Source organism: Clavibacter vidaverae (assembly GCF_047529985.1).
In the GTDB taxonomy this organism is placed as follows: Bacteria; Actinomycetota; Actinomycetes; order Actinomycetales; family Microbacteriaceae; genus Clavibacter; species Clavibacter nebraskensis_A.
On sequence record NZ_JBLJAM010000001.1, the window covers coordinates 264,240 to 287,046 of the forward strand.

Here is a 22,807-nt window from a genome sequence, read left to right on the forward strand (position 1 = left end):
ACATGGCATCAGGAGGAAGCGCCATCCGCGGTTCGCGCGTCGGCGCGGGCCCCATGGGCGAGCAGGACCGCGGCTTCCACGCGGAGCGCATCTCGATCTCGTACTGGGACGCCCTCGGCAACGAGACCGTCCGCCACTTCGCGGCGAACCTGCCCGAGGAGGAGATCCCCGAGACCATCGACTCCCCGCAGTCGGGTCTGCCGGCCGGGCGCGACAAGGCCAACCCGCCGTCGGTCGCCAAGCTCGAGCCGTACAAGACGCACCTCGCGTACGTGAAGGAGCGCCGCAGCGAGGAGGAGGCGAGCCAGCTCCTCGAGGAGGCGCTGGAGCAGCTCCGTGCCCGCCGCGGCACCGTGAAGGCCACCAAGTAGCCTCACCCCACCACGTCGAATGCCCCCGTCCCTGAGGACGGGGGCGTTCTCCGTTCCCGGCTGTCGTCGGTCGCCGGATGCACGACGACGGGCGGGCCTCCGGAGAGGACCCGCCCGTCGTCGTGCATCCGGCTCGTGCCGGCACCGTCGTCAGTACGACGACAGCCTGAGGTTCTCCGGCACGTCGGCGGCCGCCTCGCGGTCGATGAAGAAGACCGTGCGCTTGCGCCCCTTGATGCCCGCGACGGGCACCTCGGTGCGGTCCGCGCCCGCGAGGGCGAGGCCCAGCGCGAACGCCTTGTCCGGTCCGGCGAGCACCATCCAGATCCGCAGCGACGAGTTGAGCACCGGCAGCGTGAGCGAGATGCGCTCCGCCGGCGGCTTCGGGGAGTTGCGCACCGGGATCACGGCGGCGTCCATGGTGCGGATGCCGTCGCTGTCGGGGAAGAGCGACGCCACGTGGCCGTCCGGCCCCACGCCGAGGAACGTGATGTCGAAGCGGGGGAGCGAGGTGTCGCCGTTGGCGTGCGCGGCGAGCTCCGCCGTGTACGCCTCGACGGCCTCCTCGAGGCTCTGCCCCGCGTCGCTCGCGCCCATGGCGTGGATGTTCTCCGCGGGTACGTCGATGTGGTCGAGCAGCGCCTCGCGCACCGTGGTGTCGTTGCGCTCGGGGTCGCCGTGAGGCAGCCACCGCTCGTCGCCGAACCAGAAGTGCACGCGGGTCCAGTCGACGCTGTCGCGCGCCGCGGAGTCGTTCACGGCCGCGAGGATGCTCGGGCCCACCGTCCCCCCGGTGAGGACGACGTTGGCCGTCTCCTCCTCGTCCAGGATGTCGACGAGCTTCGTGAGGAAGCGCGCGGCGACGGAGCCGGTCATGGCCTTCTTGTCGGGGTGCACGAGCACCCTGCGGTCGTTCGTGGTCATCGGTCTCCCGAGTCCTTCCGTGCGGTGGTGGACGCGGTGATGTACCCGTTGCCCGCCGTCGCCTGCTCGAGTCCGTGACGGATCACGTCCCCGTACAGCGAGTCGGGGTCGAGTCGCCGCAGCTCCTCGGCCAGGCAGTCGCGGAGGCTCCGGCGCGGGAGGCTCACATCGTGCGTCGGCTGGTTCGGCTGCTTGAGCGTCGCGACGTTGGCGATCGGCCGGTCGAGGTCGATCACGCCGGAGGCGCGGTGGAGCCGCACGCCGTGGATCCCGCTCGAGCCGGTCGCCCGCGTCGTGACCTCGTGGAGCACGGGCACCTGCAGCTGCAGGCCGAGCCAGGCGGCGAGGAGCACGGTGGAGGGGGAGTCGGCGGCGCCGGACACCTCCACCTGCGTGACGGGCTCGTACGGCGGCTGGTCGAGCACCGCGGCGAGCAGCGCCCGCCACAGCGTGAGCCGCGTCCAGGCGAAGTCCGTGTCGCCGGGGGCGTACGTCTCCGCGAGATGCTGCAGGGCCATGCGCGGGTTGCTGCTCGTGGACGAGTCCGTGATGCGGCGCTGCGCGATGCGCCCGAGCGGCGACTGGCTGACGACCGCCGGGGCGTCGTGCGGCCACCAGGCGACGACGGGCGCGTCGGGGAGGAGGAGGCCCGTGACCAGGCTCTCCTCGTCCTCGGCGGCCGCGCCGTACACGCGGAGCACGACGACCTCGCTCGCGCCGGCGTCGCCGCCCACGCGGATCTCGGCGTCGACGCGGGCCGACTCGGTGGTCGCCTCCGCCGCGACGCCGCGATCGGTGGAGATGACGATGACGCGCATGGGGTGCTCACGCGACGCGTCGTTGGCGGCCTCGATGGCCTCCTCCTCGCTGCCGAGCGAGGTGGAGATCACGAGCGTCAGGACGCGGCCGAGGGCGACGGCGCCGCCCTCCTCGCGGATCTTGACGAGCGCCTTCGAGATCTTGGCGGTGGTGGTGTTCGGCAGATCGACTCTCATGGCCGCCTCCAGGTCCGTCCGTCGCGGGCGAGGAGCTCGTCGGCCGAGGCCGGCCCCCAGGTGCCCGGACGGTACTGCTCGGGCTGGCCCTGCGTGCGCCAGAATTCTTCGATGGGGTCCAGGATCTTCCAGCTCAGCTCGACCTCCTGGTGCCGGGGGAAGAGCGGCGGGTCGCCGAGGAGCACATCGAGGATGAGCCGCTCGTACGCCTCCGGGCTCGCCTCGGTGAAGGCGTGGCCGTAGCCGAAGTCCATGGTGACGTCGCGCACCTGCATCCCCGCGCCCGGCACCTTGGAGCCGAAGCGGATGGTGACGCCCTCGTCGGGCTGCACCCGGATGACCAGCGCGTTCTGGCCGAGGGCCGACGTCTGGTCCTCCGCGAACAGGTTCTGCGGGGCGCGCTTGAACACGACCGCGATCTCCGTCACGCGGCGGCCGAGGCGCTTGCCCGCCCGCAGGTAGAACGGCACGCCGGACCAGCGTCGCGTGTTGATGTCGAGCCGCATGGCCGCGTAGGTCTCGGTCAGGGACTCGGGATCCATGCCGTCCTCGTCGAGGAAGCCCACGACCTCCTCGCCGCCCTGCCAGCCGCCGGCGTACTGGCCGCGGGCCGTGGCGGTGGAGAGGTCCTTCGGCAGGCGCACCGCGGACAGCACCTTCTCCTTTTCGTCCCGGAGGCTCGACGCGTCGAACGCGACGGGCTCCTCCATGGCCGTGAGGGCGAGGAGCTGCAGGAGGTGGTTCTGAATGACGTCGCGAGCCGCGCCGATGCCGTCGTAGTAGCCGGCACGGCCGCCCACGCCGATGTCCTCGGCCATGGTGATCTGCACGTGGTCCACGTAGTTCGCGTTCCACAGGGGCTCGTAGAGCTGGTTCGCGAAGCGCAGCGCCAGGATGTTCTGGACCGTCTCCTTGCCCAGGTAGTGGTCGATGCGGAACACCGAGTCCGGCGGGAACACCGTCTCGACGACCGCGTTGAGCTCGCGTGCCGTCTTGAGGTCGCTCCCGAAGGGCTTCTCGATGACGACGCGGCGCCAGTGGCCCTCCTTCTGCTCCGCGAGTCCCGAGCGGCGGAGCTGCTCGGTGACCAGCGGGAAGGACTTCGGCGGGATCGACAGGTAGAACGCGTGGTTGCCCATCGTCCCGCGCTCGCGGTCGAGCTCCTCCGTGATGTCCTTCAGCGTCTGGAACGCCTCGTCGTCGTCGAAGGTGCCCTGCACGAAGCGGATGCCCTGCGCCAGCTGGCGCCAGACGTCCTCGTCGAACTTGGTGCGCGAGTACTGCTTGACGGCCTCGTACACGACCTGCTCGAAGTCCTGGTCCTCCCAGTCCCTCCGGGCGAAGCCGATGAGCGCGAAGCCGGGGGGCAGGAGCCCCCGGTTGGCCAGGTCGTAGACGGCCGGCATCAGCTTCTTGCGCGACAGGTCACCCGTCACGCCGAAGATGATGAGGCTGCTCGGCCCTGCGATGCGGTTCAGCCGTCGGTCTGACGGGATCCGCAGGGGATTGAATTCCGGGGTGATATCCACCGGCGACATGTAACTCCTCGATCTGCCGGACGGATCCGGCGATGCGGTCATTCGAGCGTCGAGAGCAGGGCCCGGGCGTCCGTGGTGGGGTCGGTCAGGTTCAGTCGCAGGACGGGACGGCCGTGCTCGGCGAGCACGGTGGCGTCGCCGGCGGCCTGCGCCTGGATGAGCTCGCCGAAGGTGAAGGGGCGGTCCGGGATCGCGAGGTCCTCGGCCGCGTCCGCGGTGATCTGCAGGAACACGCCGACGGGGGTGCCGCCCTTGTGGAACTGCCCCGTGGAGTGCAGGAACCGGGGGCCCCAGCCGAACGTGACCGGACGGCCGACCTTGCGGGCCACGGCGTCGCGAAGGCGCTCGAGCTCGGGGAGCGCGAGGCGGTCCACGAACGCCTGCACGGCGACGTAGCCGGTCGGGCCGACCTGCGCGAGCAGGGCGTCGATGGCGGACGACACGTCGGTCGCGCCGTCGGTGACCTCGCTCGTGCCGCGCACCTCGATGCCGTCCGTCGTGACGACGGGGGCCTCGGGCGCGGGTCGGTCGTCGAGCAGTCCGCGCGCGGCGACCTTGGCGGCCTCCACGTCGGGCTGGTCGAAGGGGTTGATCTCGAGCAGACGGCCCGCGACGGCGACGGCGTACTCCCACGTGAGGATCTGCGCGCCGAGCGTGCCGCTGATGACGATCTCGCCCTCGGCCGCGTCGTGCGCGTCCACGTCGGCGACGAGCCGCGCGACCTGCAGGTCAGCGAGGCCGAGCGAGAGCTCGGGGGCGTCGGTCGGCAGCACGACGGGCAGGAGGCCCGTGCCGAGCTTGCCGGTCGACTCCGCGATGAGCTGCTCGACCCAGTCGCCGAAGCCCACGATGTGGGTGCCGTCGGAGACGATGCCGAGCTTGTCCTTCAGCGGGGAGGTGCCGGCGATCGCGGCACCGAGCACGAGGCCCGGGTTCGACACGTCGTCGACGGCGAGCTGCGCGGACGCGGCCTCCGCCTCGTCGAGCAGGCCCGAGATGTCGGCGCCGGCGAGGCCGGACGGCACCAGGCCGAACGCGGTCAGCGCGCTGTAGCGGCCGCCCACGTCGGGGTCCGCGTTGAACACGCGGTAGCCGTCGGCGCGCGCCGACTGGTCGAGCGGGGAGCCCGGGTCGGTGACGATGACGATGCGCGCGGTCGGGTCGATGCCCGCCTCGCGGAACGACGTCTCGTAGACGCGCTTCTGGCTGTCGGTCTCGAGCGTGGAGCCGGACTTCGACGAGATGACGACGGCCGTGGTGGCGAGGCGGTCGCCGAGCGCCGCCAGCACCTGGCCGGGGTCGGTCGAGTCGAGGACCGTGAGCTCGACGCCCGCGGTGCGCGTGATGACCTCGGGCGCGAGCGAGGAGCCGCCCATGCCGCCGAGGACGATGTGGTCGACGCCCTGGCCGCGGAGCTCCTCGCGGAGCGCCTCGATCTCGGCGACGAGGGGGCGCGAGACGGAGACCGCCTGCGTCCAGCCGAGGCGCTTGGTCGCCTCGGACTCGGCGTCCGGGCCCCAGAGGGTGCCGTCGAGCCCGGTGATACCGGATGCGACGTGCGCCTCGACGAGGGCGGGGACGTGGGTCTCGACGGCGGTGGCTGCCGCTCCGCTCAGCGCGATGCGGACGCTCACTTGGCGCCGTCCAGGGCGTTCGTGACGGTCTCGATGAGCTCGCTCCACGACACCTTGAACTTCTCGACGCCCTCCTTCTCGAGGAGCTCCGTGACCTCCGTGTAGGAGATGCCGAGCGCGTCGACCCGGTTGAGGACGTCGTTCGCGGCGTCGTAGGACCCCGTGATGGTGTCCCCCTCGATGACGCCGTGGTCGAAGGTCGCGTCGAGCGTCTTCTCCGGCATCGTGTTGACGACGTCGGCGGCGACGAGCTGCGTGACGTAGAGGGTGTCGGGCAGGTCGGGGCTCTTGACGCCCGTCGAGGCCCAGAGGGGGCGCTGCTTGTTGGCGCCGGCGCCGAGGAGGCCCTGGGCCCGCTCGGAGGCGAAGGTCTGCTCGAACGCCTGGTAGGCGAGCTGCGCGTTGGCGACGCCCGCCTTGCTCTTGAGCGCGGTGGCCTCGTCGGTGCCGATCGCGTCGAGGCGCTTGTCGATCTCGGTGTCGACGCGCGACACGAAGAAGGACGCGACCGAGTGGATCGTCGACAGGTCGATGCCCGCCGCCTTGGCCTTCTCGAGGCCGGTGAGGTACGCGTTCATGACCTCGCGGTAGCGCTCGAGGCTGAAGATGAGGGTGACGTTGACGCTGATGCCGGCGCCGATGACCTCGGTGATCGCCTCGAGGCCCTCGCGGGTCGCGGGGATCTTGATCATGACGTTCGGCTCGGCGATCTTGTCCCACAGCTTGTGGGCCTCGTCGATGGTCGCCTGCGTGTCGTTGGCGAAGTCGGGGGAGACCTCGATGGAGACGCGGCCGTCGAAGCCGGCGGTGCGGTCGTAGACGGGGCGGAAGATGCGCGCGGCCTCGCCGACGTCGCGGGTGGTGATCTCGAAGACCGCGCGGTCGACGTCGGCGCCGTCGGCCGCGAGCTCGCGGACCTGGGCGTCGTACGCCTCGCCCTTGGCGAGGGCCGACGCGAAGATGGTGGGGTTCGTCGTGATGCCGACGACGTCGCGCTCGGCGATCACCTTCTCGATGCCCTTGGCATCGATGCGCTCGCGGGACAGGTCGTCGAGCCAGATGCTGACGCCCGCGGCGGAGAGCTGCGCGGTGGGGGAAGTGGTGTCGGTCATGTTGCCTTCTTCGTGCTGGTTGTGAGGATCTGGGGGAGGGGCGCGTACGCGCGCCCCTCCCGGGAACCCGATCGACGGGCCCTGTCGGGCGGGTCGGTCGGGGCGAGCCGGCGGGGAGCGGAGCAGCTCGGCCGCCCCGCTCCTCGTCAGCTGCTAGAGGGAGGCGATGGACTCCTTGGCGGCGGCCACGACGGCCTCCGTCGTGATGCCGAACTCGCGGTACAGGACCTCGTACTCGGCGCTCGCGCCGAAGTGCTCGATCGAGATGCTGCGTCCGTGGTGCCCGACGTACTGCTTCCAGGAGAGCGAGATGCCCGCCTCGACGGAGACGCGCGCGGCGACCGCCTCGGGGAGCACGTGCTCCTTGTACGCGGCGTCCTGCTCCTCGAACCACTCGAGGCTCGGGGCGCTGACGACGCGGGCCTTCACGCCCTCGGCGGCGAGGGCCTCGCGGGCCTCGACGGCGAACTGGACCTCGGAGCCCGTGGCGATGAGGATCACGTCGGGCGTGCCCTCGGTGTCGGCCAGGATGTAGGCGCCCTTGGCGACGCCGGCGGCCGAGGCGTACTCGGTCGCGGTGGCGTCACCCGCGCCGCGCTCCAGGACCGGCAGGTTCTGGCGCGAGAGCGCGAGACCCGCGGGGCCCATGCGACGCGTGAGGATCGTCTTCCACGCCTGCGCGGTCTCGTTGGCGTCCGCGGGGCGGATGACGTCGAGGCCCGGGATGGCGCGGAGGCTGGCGAGCTGCTCCACCGGCTGGTGCGTCGGCCCGTCGCCGCCGAGGGCGACCGAGTCGTGCGTCCAGACGAAGATCGACGGCGCCTTCATGAGCGCGGCGAGACGGACCGCCGGGCGCATGTAGTCGCTGAAGATGAGGAACGTGCCGCCGAAGGGGCGCGTGTTGCCGTGCAGGACGATGCCGTTGAGGATCGCGCCCATGGCGTGCTCGCGGATGCCGAAGTGGAGGACGCGGCCGTAGGGGTCGCCCTTCCACATGTCGGTGGAGCGCTCGGCGGGCACGAAGGACGGCGCCGACTCGATGGTCGTGTTGTTCGACTCGGCGAGGTCGGCGGAGCCGCCCCAGAGCTCGGGCATGACCTCGGCGATGGCGTTGATGACCTTGCCGGACGCGGCGCGCGTCGATACGTCCTTGCCCGCGGGGAACACGGGGAGCGCCTCGTCGAGGCCCTCCGGGGCGTCGCCGGCGAGGACGCGGTCGAGGAGCGTCTTGCGCTCGGGGTTGGCCTCGGCCCACGCGGCGAGCTTCTCGTCCCACTCGCGGTGCTGCTGCTGGCCGCGCTCGATGGCCTGGCGCGTGTGCTCGAGGACGCCGTCCGGCACCTCGAAGCTCTTCTCGGGGTCGAAGCCCACGATCTGCTTGACGGCCGCGAGCTCCTCGGCGCCGAGGGCGGAGCCGTGGATCTTGCCCGAGTTCTGCTTCTTCGGGGAGGGCCAGCCGATGATCGTCTTGAGGATGATCAACGACGGCTTGCGCGTCTCGGCCTTGGCGGCCTCGACGGCGTCGAACAGCTCCTGGACGTCCTCGACGTACTCGCCGGTCTTCTTCCAGTCGACGTGCTGCACGTGCCAGCCGTAGGACTCGTAGCGCGCGGCCACGTCCTCGGTGAAGGCGATGTCGGTGTCGTCCTCGATCGAGATCTGGTTGCTGTCGTAGATCGCGATGAGGTTGCCGAGCTCCTGGTGCCCCGCGAGGGAGGAGGCCTCGGAGGTGATGCCCTCCTGCATGTCGCCGTCGCCGGCGATCACGTACACGAAGTGGTCGAACGGGCTCTCGCCTGCGGGCGTCTCCGGGTCGAACAGGCCGCGCTCGTAGCGGGCGGCGTAGGCGAAGCCGACGGAGGAGGCGAGGCCCTGGCCCAGCGGGCCGGTGGTGATCTCGACGCCGTCCGTGTGGCCGTACTCCGGGTGACCCGGGGTCTTGGAGTCCCACGTGCGGAGGGCCTGGAGGTCCTCGATCTCGAGGCCGTAGCCGCCGAGGAAGAACTGCGTGTACTGCGTGAGCGAGCTGTGGCCCACCGAGAGGATGAACCGGTCGCGACCGATCCAGGTGCTGTCGGAGGGGTCGCGGCGCATGACCTTCTGGAACAGGAGGTAGGCCGCGGGGGCCAGGCTCATGGCGGTGCCGGGGTGACCGTTTCCGACCTTCTCGACCGCGTCCGCGGCGAGGATACGTGCGGTGTCGACCGCCTTGCTGTCGATGGGGTCCCATTGCAATGCTGCCACTTGGTTCTAGCCCTTCTGAAGATGGGGGGGAGGCCCAGCCGGACCGCCTATCAGTATAGGGAACACCCACCTGGCCCCAGGTGTTCCGAGCCGGTCCCGACGGGTCCCGCGCGGCTCGGCGCACAGGTGCCGTGGCCTACCATGGGGACGGAATGTCCGGCGAGTTAGAGGTGCGATGAACGTTGCGGTGCAGAGCCGGGTCGATCGGGAGACGATCGGCGTGGCGAGGAAGACCAAGGCGTACGTCGCACTGACGAAGCCGCGTGTCATCGAGCTGCTGCTCGTGACCACCGCGCCCGTCATGATCCTGGCGCAGGGCGGGTGGCCGAACCTCTGGCTCATCCTCGGCGTCCTGGTCGGCGGGGCGCTCAGCGCCGGCAGCGCCAACGCGTTCAACTGCTACATCGACCGCGACATCGACCGGGTCATGAAGCGCACGCAGCGCCGCCCGCTCGTCACGGGGGAGCTGACGGACCGCGAGGCCCTCGTCTTCGCGTGGATCATCGGCGTCGCCAGCATCGTGTGGCTGGGCGTCATCTCCAACTGGCTCGCCGCCGCGCTCTCGCTCGCCGCGATCCTCTTCTACGTCTTCGTCTACACGCTGTGGCTCAAGCGCCGCACGCCGCAGAACATCGTCTGGGGCGGGGCCGCGGGCTGCATGCCCGTGCTCATCGGCTGGGCCGCCGTCACGGGCGACATCTCGTGGGCGCCCGTCATCCTCTTCATGATCGTGTTCCTCTGGACGCCGCCGCACTACTGGCCGCTGTCGATGAAGTACCGCGACGACTACGCGTCGGTCAACGTGCCCATGCTCGCGGTCGTGCGCGGGCGCGCGGCCGTCGGCCTCCAGACCATCCTGTACGCGTGGGCGACGCTCGCCTGCTCGCTGCTGCTCATCCCGGTCGCCGGCATGGGCCTCGTCTACACGGTCGCGGCGCTCGCGGGGGGCGGCTGGTTCGTATACGAGACGCACCGCCTGTACGACCTCGCGGTGCGCCACGAGCCCATCAAGCCGATGCGCGTCTTCCACGCGTCCATCTCCTACCTGTCGCTGCTCTTCCTCGCGGTGGGCATCGACCCGCTGCTGCCCTTCTGACGCCCGGCATCGACGGCTGAGGCCTGCTCGGTGGGCCGCTCCCTCTGAGCCGGCGGGCGTCCGCGGGCTCCTCGCGCGGGCTCGACAGGTGTCACCTGAACTCCGGATCCGGGCACGTCCAGGGCGCGCACCGCGGTGCCGGCCCGGTGTCGTCGACGACCTCCCTCGAGCGGAGCGATCAGCCGGGCGCCGAGGGTGCCGGCGTCCTCGATCCGCTGGCCCCGTGCCGCCGTCTCCTCCGGCCCGCGACCGCATGCGCGGACCGGCCGTCGGCTGCCACCCGCGGTACTGCGTCCGGCCGTCCGGCGCACCGCCCGCACGCGACGACGCCCGCCGCGAGCGGTGCTCGGGCGGGCGTCGGGGAGGAGGGCGGTGGATCAGGCCACGTGGGCGGAGCGCCGGACCTCGGCGGGCGTGAGGCGCAGCGTGTCGGCGCGTCGCGTGGTGCTCAGCAGGGTCGCCGTCATCGCGGAGGCGAGCAGGCAGGCGAGCACCATGTGCAGGCCCACCAGGAACTCCGGGAGCCCGGTGCGCGCCTGGATGAGGCCCACGGCGATCTGGACCAGCTCCACCGCCAGCAGCGCCCGGGTCCAGCGCGAGACCGCGGTCCAGCGGTTCCGGGCCGCGATGGCGACGAGGACGATCGTGAGGCCGAACGTCGTGTAGGCCGGCCAGCTGTGCACGTGCTGCAGCAGCTCGGGGTCCAGGCCGTTGCGGGCCGCGCCCTGGTCGCCCGCGTGGGGGCCGGATCCGGTGACGACGATGCCGACGAGGATCGTGATGCCGACCACGACGGCGGTGATGCGGGCGAGGGTCAGGAACGACGACGGCACGGAGCGCTCCGCCTCGTCGTGCGGGTGGTAGGTGCGCCAGACCAGCACGGTCGACAGCACCACGAGCACCACCGACACGACGAAGTGCAGGCCGACGATGTACGGGTTCAGGCCCGTGAGCACCGTGATGCCGCCGATGACGCCCTGCGCGGGGATCCCGAGGCCGATCGCGAGCGCGAGCGAGAACAGGCCGCGCCCCCGTCCCCGGAGCCGGAGGACGGTGAGGAACGTCGCGATCGCGACGATCACGAGCAGGAACGTGAGCAGGCGGTTGCCGAACTCGATGATGCCGTGGACGCCCATCTCGGGCGTCGAGACGAAGGAGTCGGCCGTGCACCGCGGCCACGTGGGGCAGCCGAGGCCGGAGCCGGTGAGGCGCACCAGCCCGCCCGTGCCGACCACGAGGGTCTGCACGACGAGCGTCGTCCAGACGAGGACGCGGGTGGCCCGCGTGATCCCGTCCGGCAGGCGCTCCCGCAGCCTCCTCGCCACCATGGTGGTCTGACCTAGCACGCTCCCACTGGGAGACTGCCCCGCATCGGTGCCGTGAGTCACTGCCTGCCTTCCGCGCCCGCTGGATTGCCCGTAGAATCGGGTGGTTCATGGAACACGTCGGGGCTTGCAGCATCCGGCACGTCAGCGAGGACGGCGGGAACAAGTCCACCCGCGTTCGTGTTCATCCTAAGAGGGGTGCGAGGCGTGAAGCCGCCGCATCCCGGACACCCACAGTCTTCCTCTCGTCACCGAAGCGGCGTCGCCGTGCGGGGGAATGCCGATACGGCGCTGATACGCCCAGATCGTCAGGAAAGCAGGTAGCCATGTCAGATGTGCTCATCGACCGACCCGAGCTCGAGAGCCTGGGGCAGTACGAGTTCGGCTGGTCCGACTCCGATGTCGCCGGCGCGTCCGCCAAGCGCGGCATCTCGCCCGAGGTCGTCGCCGACATCTCGCGGCGCAAGAGCGAGCCCGAGTGGATGCTCGCCAACCGCATGAAGGGCTACGAGCTCTTCGGCCGCAAGCCCATGCCGACCTGGGGCGCCGATCTCTCCGGCATCGACTTCGACAACATCAAGTACTTCGTGCGCTCCACGGAGAAGCAGGCCCAGACGTGGGAGGACCTGCCCGACGACATCAAGAACACGTACGAGCGGCTCGGCATCCCCGAGGCGGAGCGCCAGCGCCTCGTCTCCGGCGTCGCGGCCCAGTACGAGTCCGAGGTCGTCTTCCACTCGATCCAGAAGGACCTCGAGGACCAGGGCGTCATCTTCATGGACACCGACACGGCGCTGCGCGAGCACCCGGACCTGTTCAAGGAGTACTTCGGCACCGTCATCCCGGCGGGCGACAACAAGTTCGCCGCGCTGAACACGGCCGTGTGGTCGGGCGGCTCGTTCGTGTACGTGCCCAAGGGCGTGCACGTCGAGATCCCCCTGCAGGCGTACTTCCGCATCAACACCGAGAACATGGGCCAGTTCGAGCGGACGCTGATCATCGCCGACGAGGGCAGCTACGTCCACTACATCGAGGGCTGCACCGCGCCCATCTACAAGTCCGACTCGCTGCACTCCGCGGTCGTCGAGATCATCGTGAAGAAGGACGCCCGCGTCCGCTACACGACCATCCAGAACTGGTCGAACAACGTCTACAACCTCGTCACCAAGCGCGCGACGGCGGCCGAGGGCGCGACCATGGAGTGGATCGACGGCAACATCGGGTCCAAGGTCACGATGAAGTACCCCTCCATCTACCTCATGGGCGAGCGCGCCAAGGGCGAGACCCTGTCCGTCGCCTTCGCGGGTCCCGGCCAGCACCAGGACGCCGGCGCGAAGATGGTCCACATGGCGCCGTACACGCAGTCGTCGATCGTGTCGAAGTCCATCGCCCGCGGCGGCGGTCGCGCCGGCTACCGCGGCGAGATCCGCGTGGACGCGGCGGCGCACCACTCCGCCAACACCGTCCGCTGCGACGCGCTGCTGGTCGACACCATCTCCCGCTCCGACACGTACCCCGCGATCGACATCCGCGTGGACGACGTGCAGCTCGGCCACGAGGCCACCGTCTCGCGCGTCAGCGAGGAGCAGCTGTTCTACTTGATGAGCCGGGGCATGCCCGAGGACGAGGCCATGGCCATGATCGTCCGCGGCTTCATCGAGCCCATCGCCCGAGAGCTGCCCATGGAGTACGCGCTCGAACTCAACAAGCTCATCGAGATGGGCATGGAAGGATCCGTCGGCTAGATGACGACCCCACTCGCCACCACAGAAGCCCCCGTCCCCGCCGACCAGCACGGCAGCCGGGCGCACACCGACGGGGGGTGGGGCGTCATCCCCATCCAGACCCGCTCCGAGCGCTTCACGTCCACGGACGTCGAGGCGTTCGACGCCGTCACCGGCCGCGAGGCCGTCTGGAAGCTGACGCCCGTCCGCCGGCTCGACGACCTCATCTCGGGTGAGCTCGACGGCTCGCGCTACCCGGTCACCACCTCCGAGGCCGCCGGCACGTCCGTCTCCTGGATCCCGCGCGACGACGCCCGTGTCGGCACCGCGGGAGCGCCGGAGGACCGTGCCCAGGCCAACGCCTGGTCGTCGTTCGGCGAGGCGCTCGCCGTCGAGGTCTCGGGGGAGGAGCCCGTCACCGTCACGGTCGGCCGCTCCGAGCTCGGCTCGACCCCGCGGGCGGCGCACACGGTCATCACGGCCGCGCCGTTCAGCCGCGGCGTCGTGATCCTCGACAACGCCGGATCCGCGTCCCTCGCCGAGAACGTCGAGATCGTCGTCGGCGACCAGGCCGAGCTGACGGTCGTGACCGTGCAGCAGTGGGACGACGAGGCGCGCCACCTGGCCGCGCACCAGGCCGTCGTCGGCCGGGACGCGAAGCTCAAGCACGTGGTGGTGACGCTCGGCGGATCCATCGTCCGGGTGAACCCCTCCGCGCACCTCTCCAACGAAGGCGCCGACGGCGAGCTCCTCGGCGTGTACTTCGCCGACGCCGGCCAGCACCTCGAGCAGCAGGTCTACGTCGACCACGACGCCCCGAACACCCGCAGCCGCGTCACCTACAAGGGCGCGCTGCAGGGCCAGGGCGCCCGCACCGTGTGGATCGGCGACGTCCTCATCCGCCGCTCCGCGCCGGGCACCGACAGCTACGAGCAGAACCGCAACCTCGTCCTCACGGACGGCACGCGCGCCGACTCGGTCCCGAACCTCGAGATCGAGACCGGCGACATCGCCGGCGCCGGTCACGCGAGCGCCACGGGCCGCTTCGACGACGAGCAGCTGTTCTACCTGCAGGCCCGCGGGATCACGGAGGAAGAGGCCCGCCGCCTCGTCGTCCGCGGCTTCCTCAGCGAGATCGTGCAGCAGATCGGCGTCCCCGACCTCGAGGAGCGGCTGCAGGCTGCCATCGAGGCGGAGCTCAGCGGCTCCACGGGCTCAGGCACCGCCACCGGGGCGGTCGTCCGATGACCGCCGTCCGCATCTGCGCCGTCGACGAGCTGGGCGAGAACGAGGCGCTCCGCATCGAGATCGAGGGCCTCGCCATCGCGCTCGTCAAGGACTCCTCGGGCACGGTGCACGCCATCGGCGACACCTGCACGCACGGCGACATCTCGCTGGCGGAGGGCTTCGTCGAGGGCGACACCCTGGAGTGCTGGGCCCACGGGTCCAAGTTCTCCCTCGAGACGGGCAAGCCGCGCACGCTGCCGGCCTACGAGCCCGTCCCCGTCTACCCCGTGACGATCGTGGACGGCGACATCCACATCGACACCACCCCGAAGAGCTAGAGGAACCGCACGCATGTCAACTCTCACCATCACCGACCTGCACGTCAGCGTCGACACCGAGCAGGGTCGCAAGCAGATCCTCAAGGGCGTCGACCTCACGATCAACGAGGGCGAGATCCACGCGATCATGGGCCCCAACGGCTCGGGCAAGTCCACGCTCGCGTACTCCATCGCGGGCCACCCCAAGTACCACGTCGACTCCGGCTCGGTCACGCTCGACGGCGTCGAGGTCCTCGACATGACGGTCGACGAGCGCGCCCGCGCGGGCCTGTTCCTCGCCATGCAGTACCCGGTCGAGATCCCGGGCGTCACCACGACGAACTTCCTGCGCACGGCCAAGACGGCCATCGACGGCGAGGCCCCGGCCATCCGCGGCTGGATCAAGGACGTCCGCACCTCGATGGCGGCGCTCAAGATGGACCCCGCGTTCGCCGAGCGCAACGTCAACGAGGGCTTCTCCGGCGGCGAGAAGAAGCGCAACGAGGTGCTGCAGCTCGAGCTGCTGAAGCCCAAGTTCGCGGTGCTCGACGAGACCGACTCCGGCCTCGACGTCGACGCGCTCAAGATCGTCTCCGAGGGCGTCAACCGCGCGAAGGCGAACACCGGCCTCGGGCTCCTGCTCATCACGCACTACACGCGGATCCTCCGCTACATCCAGCCCGACTTCGTGCACGTGTTCGTCGCGGGCCGCGTCGCCGAGCAGGGCGGCCGCGAGCTGGCCGACCGCCTCGAGGAGGAGGGCTACGACCGCTTCCTCACGCCCTCCACGACGGTGACCGCGTGAGCACGCAGAGCACGCTCTCCCCACAGAAGTTCGACGAGGTCGAGGAGGCGCTCAAGGACGTCATGGATCCCGAGCTCGGGATCAACGTGGTCGACCTGGGCCTCATCTACGACCTCGCGTGGGACGACGAGAACGACGCCCTCATCATCCACATGACGCTGACGTCGGCGGGCTGCCCGCTGACCGACGTGCTCGAGGAGCAGACCGCGGAGGCGCTCGACGGCGTCGTGGCCGCGTTCCGCATCAACTGGGTGTGGATGCCGCCGTGGGGTCCCGAGCGGATCACCGACGACGGCCGCGACATGATGCGGGCCCTCGGGTTCTCCATCTGACCTGCGCTCCGCGCCGTTCGACCACGACGGCCCCACCCGCTCCCGGGTGGGGCCGTCGTCGCGTCCCGGCGTCCCTCCGGAGCCCTCGGGCGCCGGCGTCTCGTACACTGGACCGGTCGGGTCCGATGGACGCCCTCGACCGACCGGGCTCGACCCCCTCTGCTGCGGGTCGCCCATCTCCCACGGACCGTGGGACATCCGCTGATCAGAAGGACCTCTCACCGTGCTCGCTGTACACGACCTGGAGCTGCGCGTCGGCGCCCGCGTCCTCATGGAGGACGTCTCGTTCCGGGTGAGCCCGGGGGACAAGATCGGCCTCGTCGGCCGCAACGGCGCCGGCAAGACGACGCTCACCAAGATCCTCGCGGGGGAGGGCCAGCCCACGGGCGGCCGCATCGACCGCTCCGGCGAGATCGGCTACCTCCCGCAGGACCCGCGCTCCGGCAACCCGGAGGACCTCGCGCGCACGCGCATCCTCGACGCCCGCGGCCTCGGCACGCTGTCGCTCGACATGCAGCGCGCGATGCTCGACATGGCGTCGACCGACGACAAGGTCTCGTCGAAGGCGATGAAGGACTACGGCCGGCTCGAGGAGCGCTTCGTCGCGCTCGGCGGGTACGCGGCCGAGGCGGAGGCCGCGTCGATCGCGAGCAACCTCAGCCTGCCCGACCGGATCCTCGACCAGCCCCTCAGCACCCTCTCCGGCGGCCAGCGCCGGCGCATCGAGCTCGCCCGCATCCTCTTCTCGGGCGCGGACACGATGCTCCTCGACGAGCCCACCAACCACCTCGACGCCGACTCCGTCACCTGGCTCCGCGAGTTCCTCAAGGGGTACCAGGGCGGCCTGATCGTGATCAGCCACGACGTGGAGCTCGTCGGCGACACCGTGAACCGCGTGTTCTACCTCGACGCGAACCGCATGGTCATCGACATCTACAACATGGGCTGGAAGCACTACCAGCGCCAGCGCGCCGCCGACGAGGAGCGCCGCAAGAAGGAGCGCGCCAACGTCGAGAAGAAGGCGGGCGTCCTCCAGCTGCAGGCCGCGAAGTTCGGCGCGAAGGCATCGAAGGCCGCCGCCGCCCACCAGATGGTGCGCCGCGCCGAGAAGATGCTCTCCGGCCTCGAGGAGGTGCGCGCCGTCGACCGCGTCGCGAAGCTGCGCTTCCCCGAGCCCGTCGCGTGCGGGCGCACGCCGCTCATGGCGAGCGACCTCAGCAAGAACTACGGCTCGCTCGAGATCTTCACCGCGGTCGACCTCGCGATCGACCGCGGGAGCAAGGTCGTCATCCTCGGCCTCAACGGCGCCGGCAAGACCACGCTGCTGCGGATCCTGGCGGGCGTCGACCAGCCCGACACCGGGAAGCTCGAGCCGGGCCACGGCCTCCGCGTGGGCTACTACGCGCAGGAGCACGAGACCATCGACGTGAAGCGCAGCGTGCTGGAGAACATGGTGTCCTCCTCGCCCGACATCTCCGAGATGGAGGCGCGACGCGTCCTCGGCTCGTTCCTGTTCACGGGCGACGACTCGGCGAAGCCCGCCGGCGTGCTGTCGGGCGGCGAGAAGACGCGCCTGGCGCTCGCGATGATCGTCGTGTCCGGCGCCAACGTGCTGCTGCTCGACGAGCCCACCAACAACCTCGACCCCGCGAGCCGCGAGGAGATCCTCGGCGCGCTCAACACGTACTCCGGCGCCGTCGTGCTCGTCAGCCACGACGCGGGCGCGGTCGAGGCGCTCAACCCGGAGCGGGTCCTCATCATGCCGGAGGGCACCGAGGACCACTGGAGCCCCGACTACATGGACCTCATCGAGCTCGCCTGACCCGCTCGGCGCGGATCAGCGCGCGTCGTCGAGGATGCGGTCCTCGACGTCGGCGTCCGAGGGCTGCTTCCGCGCACGCCTGGCCTGACGGGCCCGCTCGCGGTCCTGCTCTTCGGGGTCGTCCTGGTTGATGATGCGGTACTCGTTGCGGATCGCGACGCCGAGGCCGACGAACGCGATGATGGCGAAGACGAGCCACTGGAACGCGTAGGAGAGGTGCGGGCCCTCGTCCTCCTCGGGGCGCGGGGTCGCGAACGGGGCCGCCTCCGCGGGGGCGGGATCCTCGGAGATGAGCAGCCCGTACGCGCCGGTGAACGTCGGCGACCCGACCCGCTGGGCGATGTCGGGCAGGTTGACGGTCGCGATCTGGCCCTCGGGCGCCGAGCGACCCGGCAGCTCCGGCTCGCCCGCCTTCAGCCGCGCCGTCACCGTGACCTCGCCGGCGGGCGGCGCGGGGACGGAGTCGGGGGAGTCCTGCGAGTTGCCGATGGGCACCCATCCGCGGTCGACGACGAAGACCCGGCCGTCCTGCAGCCGGAGCGGCGTGAGGACCTCGAAGCCGGGCTGCCCGTTGAAGGGGCGGTTGCGCGCGAGCAGCTGGTCGTCGGCCAGGTAGGTGCCGGTCATCGTGACGGGGGTCCACTTCTGCGTGTCGACGTAGGACGAGGTGTCGCCGAGCACCTGGTCGACCGGCTGGGGCGCGCGGTCCCAGTTGTCCTCGACCTTGGCGATCTCGGCGAGGGCCTCGTCGCGACGCGCGAACTGCCAGTGGCTGAGGAGCACGCACGCGATGGCGAAGACCACGGCCACGAGGAGGTAGCCCGCCCACCTGCGGTTGAGCACGAAGCGCCAGCGTCTCACGCGATCGCCCCCTCGACGGGTGCGCCGACGGCGGCGACCCGCACGGGGAAGTCGCGTCCGGCCAGGAAGTCGCGCAGGAACCCCACGTGCTCGTCGCACGCGGTCCACGTCTTCACGCGGTCCGGCGTGTGGATGCGCGGGTTCCGCCACTCGACGCGCCACGCGGCGTCGACGCGGCAGCCCGCGCGCGAGCACTCGACGACGTCGGATTCCGGCCCCGCGGATCCGAGGCCCCAGGAGGCGAGCCCGCTCACGCCGCTTCCGGGGAGCCGGGGGACGGGGCGTCGCCCGCGGACGCCGGCCGGGCGGCGCCCGGGGCGCGACCCGTCTCGTACGTGGTGAACGGCTCGGGCATCGTGAACGGCTCCGACGACATGCGGGGATCGGTCGCCGGGAAGGGGTCGGCGGGCGCGTACGGCTCGGCGGGCGGCGGGAAGCCGGAGTGGCGCGCGGACACGACGACCACGCCGCCCGGTCGCTCGACCGCGGTGCCCTGGTTGCCGCCGACGTTCGCGAGGATGACGGCGAAGTACGGCAGCACGATGGCGCCCACCGCGGCGAGGGCCAGCCACCAGCCCTGGAGGAAGAGGCAGGACAGGATGCAGACCATGCGGATGGTCATGGCGATCGTGTACTTGACCATGCGGGCATGGCGGTCCTCCTGCGGGGACCGGGGGAGGCTGGTGACCGACTGCTGCGGGGCTGGCATGGGTGGATGGCGTCCTTCGAGGGCGCGTCGCGCGCCCCATCGAGACCAGGGTACGCCGCGCCACCGATAGGCTCGTCCGAGTCCGCAAGCCCCCTCCAAGCCGTAATGGAAGGTCCCCCATGAGCACCGCACGCACCGTCGTCGTCACCGGAGGCAACAGGGGGATCGGGTTCGCGATCGCCGAGGAGATGGTGCGCCGCGGTCACCGCGTCGCCGTCACCGCCCGCTCCGGCGCGGGCCCCGCGGGCAGCCTCACGGTGCGCGCCGACGTCACCGACGCCGCGTCCGTCGACGCCGCGTTCACCGAGGTCGAGGCGGCCTACGGTCCCGTCGAGGTCGTGGTCGCCAACGCGGGCATCACGCGCGACACCCTCATGATGCGGATGAGCGACGACGACTTCACCGAGGTCGTCGACACCAACCTCGGCGGCGCCTTCCGCGTCGTCAAGCGCGCGTCGAAGGGCATGCTCAAGGCGCGCTTCGGCCGCATCGTCCTCATCTCCAGCGTCGTCGGCCTCTACGGATCCGGCGGCCAGGTCAACTACGCGGCATCCAAGAGCGGCCTCGTGGGCCTCGCGCGGTCGGTCACGCGCGAGCTCGGCGGCCGCGGCATCACGGCGAACGTCGTGGCCCCCGGCTTCATCGAGACCGACATGACCGCGGAGCTCCCCGAGGCGACCGCGGCCGAGTACAGGAAGTCCATCCCGGCCGGCCGCTACGGCACCGCCGCTGAGGTCGCGGGCGTCGTCGCCTGGATAGCTTCCGACGAGGCCGCGTACATCTCGGGCGCCGTCATCCCCGTCGACGGCGGCCTCGGCATGGGCCACTGACGCCGCCCGACGAGGAGAGCGCCGTGTCCGACCTCCTGGCGGCCTGGGATCCGGGTCCCGCCGCGCTCACCGAGCTGGGGGCCACGCACAACCATGCGTACCGCGTCGACGTCGACGGCGGGGCCCGCTACCTGCTGCGCCTGCACGTCGCGCGTCGGAAGCAGCACGAGATCGACCTCGAGCTCGACTGGCTCGCGATGCTGGCGGCGCGCGGCGGGCCCTCGGTGCCCGTCCCGCAGCGCACGCGCAACGGATCCTGGACGGCCACGGTCGAGGTGCCCGTCCCGGACGACGACGAGGTGGGGCTCGGCCGCTCCGTCGTCGACGCGTCCGGGGCGCGCGTGGAGCGGCGACTCGCGAGCCTGCTGACCTGGCACGACGGCGAGATGCTGAGCAGCCTGCCCGCGTCGTCGGACGCCGGTCCGTTCGCCGCGACCCTGGCCGCCCTGCACGCGGCGGGCGCGGATCCCGCGGCCGTCGTCCTCGCCGGCCAGCGGCGGCGCTACGACGCCGACTACGCGAGCACGCGGCTCGAGCGCCTGGCGGACGGCTATCCGGGCATCATGGCCGACGGTTCCACCGCGGACGCGCTCGCGGGCGCCGTCGAGGAGCTGCGCGCCACGCTCGCGGAGGCGGGTCCGCCGATCATGGTGCACGGGGACTACCACCCCGGGAACCTGATCCAGGGGCCGACGGGCGTCTCCGTCATCGACTTCGACCGCTGCGGCCTCGGTCCGGCGGGCCTCGACGTCGCCGCCGCGATCATGTACCTCGCACCCCGGCAGCGCGCCCAGTTCCACCGTGCCTACACCGCGGCGGGCGGCAGCACGGGCGTGCCCGACGAGCGCTTCGGCGCGTTCATCTTCCTGGCCTACCTCGACAACGTCACGCACCTCGCGAGCCTGCCGTCGGAGCGCGAGCGGATGCCGACCAACATCGCGCAGCTCGCGGAGATCGCCCGCGCCGTCGTCTCGGGCTGACGGGCGCGTCGGCGCGTCAGCGGGGGAGGCCGAGGAGCGCGAGCACCTGCGCCAGGTCGCGCCGGTCGACGCAGACGTCCGCGCGCCGGCGGACGGCGGGCTTGGCGTCGAAGGCCACGGAGAGGCCGGCGACCGCCATCATCTCCAGGTCGTTCGCCCCGTCGCCGACCGCGACGACCCGGGCGAGGGGGATCCCGAGGTCCCGGCTCCACTCCTCGACGGCGTCGCGCTTGGCGCGGGCGTCGATGACGGGTCCGGTGACGCGCCCGGTGAGGCGCCCGTCAGCCGACTCGAGCCGGTTGGCGCGCCACCGGTCGAGGCCGAGGCGCTCGGCCAGCGGATCCAGCAGCTCGTGGAAGCCGCCCGAGACGACGGCGACGACGTGCCCCGCGTCGTGCAGGCCCTGGACCAGGCGCTCGGCGCCGGGGGTGAGGCGGATCCGGGCGCCGACCGCGGCGTGCACCGCGTCCGGGAGGCCCGCGAGGGTCGCGACCCGGGAGCGCAGGCTCTCGGCGAAGTCGAGCTCGCCGCGCATCGCGCGGTCGGTGACGGCGGCGACCTCGGCGAGCGAGCCCGCCTCGGCGGCGAGCAGCTCGATGGCCTCGTCCTCGATGAGCGTCGAGTCGACGTCGAGCACCACGAGCATGCGGGGCAGCGCGCGCGACGCCGCCGCGGGCGCCGCTACCGCGATCGGCGGCGTCAGGCGGAGGACGGCGCTCACGGGGTGACGCGCACGCCCTTGCCCACCACGGTGATCCCGCCCTCGGTGACCGTGAAGCCGCGCGCGCGGTCGCGGTCGTGGTCGACGCCGACCGTGGCCCCGGGCTCGACCTCGACGTCCTTGTCGAGGATGGCGCGGCGGATGTCCGCGCCCGCCCCGATGTGGACCTTGTCGAACACGATCGAGTCGACGATGCGGGCGCCCGACTCCGCGATGACCCACGGGCCCAGCACGCTGCGCTCGACGTGCGCGCCGCTGATGACGCCGCCGAGCGAGGTGATCGAGTCGATCATCGTGCCCGTGTTGCCCTGCGCGTCGCGGACGAACTTCGCCGGCGGGCTGTTGAGCTGCTGGCTGAAGATCGGCCAGTCCTTGTTGTAGAGGTTGAACACCGGCAGGGCCGAGATGAGGTCCTGGTGCGCGTCGAAGAACGACTCGATCGTGCCGACGTCGCGCCAGTAGTAGCGGTCGCGGTCATTGGCGCCCGGCACCTCGTTGCGGTTCAGGTCGTAGACGCCCGCGTTCCCCTGCTCCACGAACCACGGCACGATGTCGCCGCCCATGTCGTGGGCCGACTCCGCGTTCTCGCCGTCGCGGCGCACCGCGTCGATGAGCTGGTCGGTGTCGAAGACGTAGTTGCCCATGGAGGCGAGCACCTCGCCGGGGGAGTCGTCGAGGCCCACCGGGTCCTTGGGCTTCTCGAGGAACGCGCGGATGGCGGCGGGGTTCGCCGGATCCGTGTCGATCACGCCGAACTGGTCGGCCAGCTCGATGGGCTGCCGGATGGCGGCGACGGTGGCACCGCGTCCCGACGCGATGTGCGCGTCGATCATCTGGCTGAAGTCCATGCGGTACACGTGGTCGGCGCCGACCACGACGACGATGTCGGGCTTCTCGTCGTTGATGAGGTTGAGGCTCTGCAGGATCGCGTCGGCCGATCCGCTGAACCAGCGCTTGCCGAGCCGCTGCTGGGCGGGGACCGACGCGATGTAGGAGTTCAGCATCTGGTTGAGGCGCCAGGTCTGCGACACGTGCCGGTCGAGCGAGTGCGACTTGTACTGCGTCAGCACGACGATCTGCGTCAGCCCCGAGTTGATGAGGTTGGAGAGCGCGAAGTCGATGAGCCGGTACTGGCCGCCGAACGGGACGGCGGGCTTGGCGCGATCCGCGGTGAGCGGCATGAGCCTCTTGCCCTCGCCGCCGGCGAGCACGATTCCAAAGATCTTCTTCGATGCCATTG

Annotated in this window: 22 protein-coding genes; 10 read left to right on the forward strand and 12 right to left on the reverse strand. The window is 71.2% G+C overall.

Annotation, left to right across the window (positions count from 1 at the left end; all coding sequences use genetic code 11):
* The first annotated feature begins 2 nt into the window (after positions 1 to 2).
* The gene (locus ACMT9T_RS01245; protein ID WP_053774592.1) at positions 3 to 371 is read left to right on the forward strand and encodes an RNA polymerase-binding protein RbpA; all 369 of its coding nucleotides are present in this window, start codon (positions 3 to 5) and stop codon (positions 369 to 371) included.
* A gap of 150 nt (positions 372 to 521) precedes the next feature.
* Here ACMT9T_RS01245 and pgl read toward each other — a convergent pair whose 3' ends face one another.
* From pgl to tkt, 6 genes are all read right to left on the reverse strand, one after another.
* Positions 522 to 1,295 (reverse strand): 6-phosphogluconolactonase, encoded by a 774-nt coding sequence (gene pgl / locus ACMT9T_RS01250; RefSeq protein WP_414743881.1) that lies wholly within the window; start codon positions 1,293 to 1,295, stop codon positions 522 to 524.
* Positions 1,292 to 2,290, reverse strand: coding sequence for a glucose-6-phosphate dehydrogenase assembly protein OpcA (locus ACMT9T_RS01255; protein WP_414743882.1), 999 nt, complete (start codon positions 2,288 to 2,290; stop codon positions 1,292 to 1,294). Before ACMT9T_RS01255 ends, pgl begins: the two co-directional genes overlap by 4 nt.
* Positions 2,287 to 3,828, reverse strand: a complete 1,542-nt coding sequence (gene zwf, locus ACMT9T_RS01260) for a glucose-6-phosphate dehydrogenase (RefSeq protein WP_116055549.1) — start codon at positions 3,826 to 3,828, stop codon at positions 2,287 to 2,289. Before zwf ends, ACMT9T_RS01255 begins: the two co-directional genes overlap by 4 nt.
* Before the next feature lie 38 nt (positions 3,829 to 3,866).
* On the reverse strand, positions 3,867 to 5,462 hold the full coding sequence (locus ACMT9T_RS01265; RefSeq protein WP_414743883.1) for a glucose-6-phosphate isomerase: 1,596 nt from the start codon (positions 5,460 to 5,462) through the stop codon (positions 3,867 to 3,869).
* On the reverse strand, positions 5,459 to 6,574 hold the full coding sequence (tal, locus tag ACMT9T_RS01270) for a transaldolase (RefSeq protein WP_414743884.1): 1,116 nt from the start codon (positions 6,572 to 6,574) through the stop codon (positions 5,459 to 5,461). The genes ACMT9T_RS01265 and tal overlap by 4 nt, the downstream gene beginning before the upstream one ends.
* 153 nt (positions 6,575 to 6,727) lie before the next feature.
* The gene (tkt, locus tag ACMT9T_RS01275) at positions 6,728 to 8,818 is read right to left on the reverse strand and encodes a transketolase (RefSeq protein ID WP_414743885.1); all 2,091 of its coding nucleotides are present in this window, start codon (positions 8,816 to 8,818) and stop codon (positions 6,728 to 6,730) included.
* A gap of 175 nt (positions 8,819 to 8,993) precedes the next feature.
* Between tkt and ACMT9T_RS01280 the strand changes: the two genes are divergently transcribed.
* Entirely contained in the window at positions 8,994 to 9,914 is a 921-nt protein-coding gene (locus ACMT9T_RS01280) for a heme o synthase (protein ID WP_414743886.1), read from the forward strand.
* A gap of 377 nt (positions 9,915 to 10,291) precedes the next feature.
* On the opposite strand, the gene ACMT9T_RS01285 is transcribed toward ACMT9T_RS01280, so the two are convergent.
* On the reverse strand, positions 10,292 to 11,302 hold the full coding sequence (locus tag ACMT9T_RS01285; protein ID WP_414743887.1) for a COX15/CtaA family protein: 1,011 nt from the start codon (positions 11,300 to 11,302) through the stop codon (positions 10,292 to 10,294).
* 263 nt (positions 11,303 to 11,565) lie between these two features.
* Between ACMT9T_RS01285 and sufB the strand changes: the two genes are divergently transcribed.
* From sufB to ACMT9T_RS01315, 6 genes are all read left to right on the forward strand, one after another.
* Positions 11,566 to 12,984, forward strand: coding sequence for a Fe-S cluster assembly protein SufB (sufB, locus tag ACMT9T_RS01290; protein WP_053774584.1), 1,419 nt, complete (start codon positions 11,566 to 11,568; stop codon positions 12,982 to 12,984).
* Positions 12,985 to 14,211 (forward strand): Fe-S cluster assembly protein SufD, encoded by a 1,227-nt coding sequence (gene sufD / locus ACMT9T_RS01295; protein WP_414743888.1) that lies wholly within the window; start codon positions 12,985 to 12,987, stop codon positions 14,209 to 14,211. It begins immediately after the preceding gene.
* A complete protein-coding gene (locus tag ACMT9T_RS01300) occupies positions 14,208 to 14,528 on the forward strand; it encodes a non-heme iron oxygenase ferredoxin subunit (RefSeq protein ID WP_015490400.1) in 321 nt (106 codons plus the stop codon). Before sufD ends, ACMT9T_RS01300 begins: the two co-directional genes overlap by 4 nt.
* Before the next feature lie 13 nt (positions 14,529 to 14,541).
* Positions 14,542 to 15,312, forward strand: a complete 771-nt coding sequence (gene sufC / locus ACMT9T_RS01305) for a Fe-S cluster assembly ATPase SufC (protein ID WP_053774582.1) — start codon at positions 14,542 to 14,544, stop codon at positions 15,310 to 15,312.
* Complete coding sequence (locus ACMT9T_RS01310; protein ID WP_072174627.1) at positions 15,309 to 15,644, forward strand: metal-sulfur cluster assembly factor; 336 nt, start codon at positions 15,309 to 15,311, stop codon at positions 15,642 to 15,644. Before sufC ends, ACMT9T_RS01310 begins: the two co-directional genes overlap by 4 nt.
* 223 nt (positions 15,645 to 15,867) lie before the next feature.
* Positions 15,868 to 17,466 carry an ABC-F family ATP-binding cassette domain-containing protein gene (locus ACMT9T_RS01315; RefSeq protein WP_414743889.1) on the forward strand — a complete coding sequence of 533 codons (1,599 nt, stop codon included), beginning with the start codon at positions 15,868 to 15,870 and terminating at the stop codon, positions 17,464 to 17,466.
* A gap of 15 nt (positions 17,467 to 17,481) precedes the next feature.
* On the opposite strand, the gene ACMT9T_RS01320 is transcribed toward ACMT9T_RS01315, so the two are convergent.
* The 3 genes from ACMT9T_RS01320 to ACMT9T_RS01330 are packed head-to-tail and all read right to left on the reverse strand — an operon-like array spanning position 17,482 to position 19,036.
* Positions 17,482 to 18,327: an SURF1 family cytochrome oxidase biogenesis protein gene (locus ACMT9T_RS01320; protein WP_414743890.1), complete on the reverse strand. Its 846-nt coding sequence runs from the start codon at positions 18,325 to 18,327 to the stop codon at positions 17,482 to 17,484.
* Positions 18,324 to 18,581, reverse strand: a complete 258-nt coding sequence (locus ACMT9T_RS01325) for a hypothetical protein (RefSeq protein WP_414743891.1) — start codon at positions 18,579 to 18,581, stop codon at positions 18,324 to 18,326. Before ACMT9T_RS01325 ends, ACMT9T_RS01320 begins: the two co-directional genes overlap by 4 nt.
* On the reverse strand, positions 18,578 to 19,036 hold the full coding sequence (locus ACMT9T_RS01330; protein ID WP_414743892.1) for a DUF3099 domain-containing protein: 459 nt from the start codon (positions 19,034 to 19,036) through the stop codon (positions 18,578 to 18,580). Before ACMT9T_RS01330 ends, ACMT9T_RS01325 begins: the two co-directional genes overlap by 4 nt.
* Before the next feature lie 119 nt (positions 19,037 to 19,155).
* Between ACMT9T_RS01330 and fabG the strand changes: the two genes are divergently transcribed.
* Both fabG and ACMT9T_RS01340 read left to right on the forward strand, forming a co-directional pair.
* The gene (gene fabG, locus ACMT9T_RS01335) at positions 19,156 to 19,866 is read left to right on the forward strand and encodes a 3-oxoacyl-ACP reductase FabG (protein ID WP_414743893.1); all 711 of its coding nucleotides are present in this window, start codon (positions 19,156 to 19,158) and stop codon (positions 19,864 to 19,866) included.
* 23 nt (positions 19,867 to 19,889) lie between these two features.
* Positions 19,890 to 20,846 (forward strand): phosphotransferase enzyme family protein, encoded by a 957-nt coding sequence (locus ACMT9T_RS01340; protein ID WP_414743894.1) that lies wholly within the window; start codon positions 19,890 to 19,892, stop codon positions 20,844 to 20,846.
* Positions 20,847 to 20,862: 16 nt separating this feature from the next.
* On the opposite strand, the gene serB is transcribed toward ACMT9T_RS01340, so the two are convergent.
* On the reverse strand, positions 20,863 to 21,567 hold the full coding sequence (serB, locus tag ACMT9T_RS01345) for a phosphoserine phosphatase SerB (protein WP_414743895.1): 705 nt from the start codon (positions 21,565 to 21,567) through the stop codon (positions 20,863 to 20,865).
* The gene (locus ACMT9T_RS01350; protein ID WP_414743896.1) at positions 21,564 to 22,805 is read right to left on the reverse strand and encodes a glucose-1-phosphate adenylyltransferase; all 1,242 of its coding nucleotides are present in this window, start codon (positions 22,803 to 22,805) and stop codon (positions 21,564 to 21,566) included. The genes serB and ACMT9T_RS01350 overlap by 4 nt, the downstream gene beginning before the upstream one ends.
* Positions 22,806 to 22,807 lie beyond the last annotated feature (2 nt).

What these genes read in the sequence shown, in the direction of transcription:
- ACMT9T_RS01330 (WP_414743892.1), bottom strand. Translation starts at nt 19,036, where the DNA reads ATGCCAGCCCCGCAGCAGTCGGTCACCAGCCTCCCCCGGTCCCCGCAG.
- pgl (WP_414743881.1), bottom strand. Translation starts at nt 1,295, where the DNA reads ATGACCACGAACGACCGCAGGGTGCTCGTGCACCCCGACAAGAAGGCC.
- ACMT9T_RS01255 (WP_414743882.1), bottom strand. Translation starts at nt 2,290, where the DNA reads ATGAGAGTCGATCTGCCGAACACCACCACCGCCAAGATCTCGAAGGCG.
- tal (WP_414743884.1), bottom strand. Translation starts at nt 6,574, where the DNA reads ATGACCGACACCACTTCCCCCACCGCGCAGCTCTCCGCCGCGGGCGTC.
- zwf (WP_116055549.1), bottom strand. Translation starts at nt 3,828, where the DNA reads ATGTCGCCGGTGGATATCACCCCGGAATTCAATCCCCTGCGGATCCCG.
- sufB (WP_053774584.1), top strand. Translation starts at nt 11,566, where the DNA reads ATGTCAGATGTGCTCATCGACCGACCCGAGCTCGAGAGCCTGGGGCAG.
- ACMT9T_RS01350 (WP_414743896.1), bottom strand. Translation starts at nt 22,805, where the DNA reads ATGGCATCGAAGAAGATCTTTGGAATCGTGCTCGCCGGCGGCGAGGGC.
- sufC (WP_053774582.1), top strand. Translation starts at nt 14,542, where the DNA reads ATGTCAACTCTCACCATCACCGACCTGCACGTCAGCGTCGACACCGAG.
- fabG (WP_414743893.1), top strand. Translation starts at nt 19,156, where the DNA reads ATGAGCACCGCACGCACCGTCGTCGTCACCGGAGGCAACAGGGGGATC.
- ACMT9T_RS01280 (WP_414743886.1), top strand. Translation starts at nt 8,994, where the DNA reads ATGAACGTTGCGGTGCAGAGCCGGGTCGATCGGGAGACGATCGGCGTG.
- sufD (WP_414743888.1), top strand. Translation starts at nt 12,985, where the DNA reads ATGACGACCCCACTCGCCACCACAGAAGCCCCCGTCCCCGCCGACCAG.
- ACMT9T_RS01300 (WP_015490400.1), top strand. Translation starts at nt 14,208, where the DNA reads ATGACCGCCGTCCGCATCTGCGCCGTCGACGAGCTGGGCGAGAACGAG.
- ACMT9T_RS01245 (WP_053774592.1), top strand. Translation starts at nt 3, where the DNA reads ATGGCATCAGGAGGAAGCGCCATCCGCGGTTCGCGCGTCGGCGCGGGC.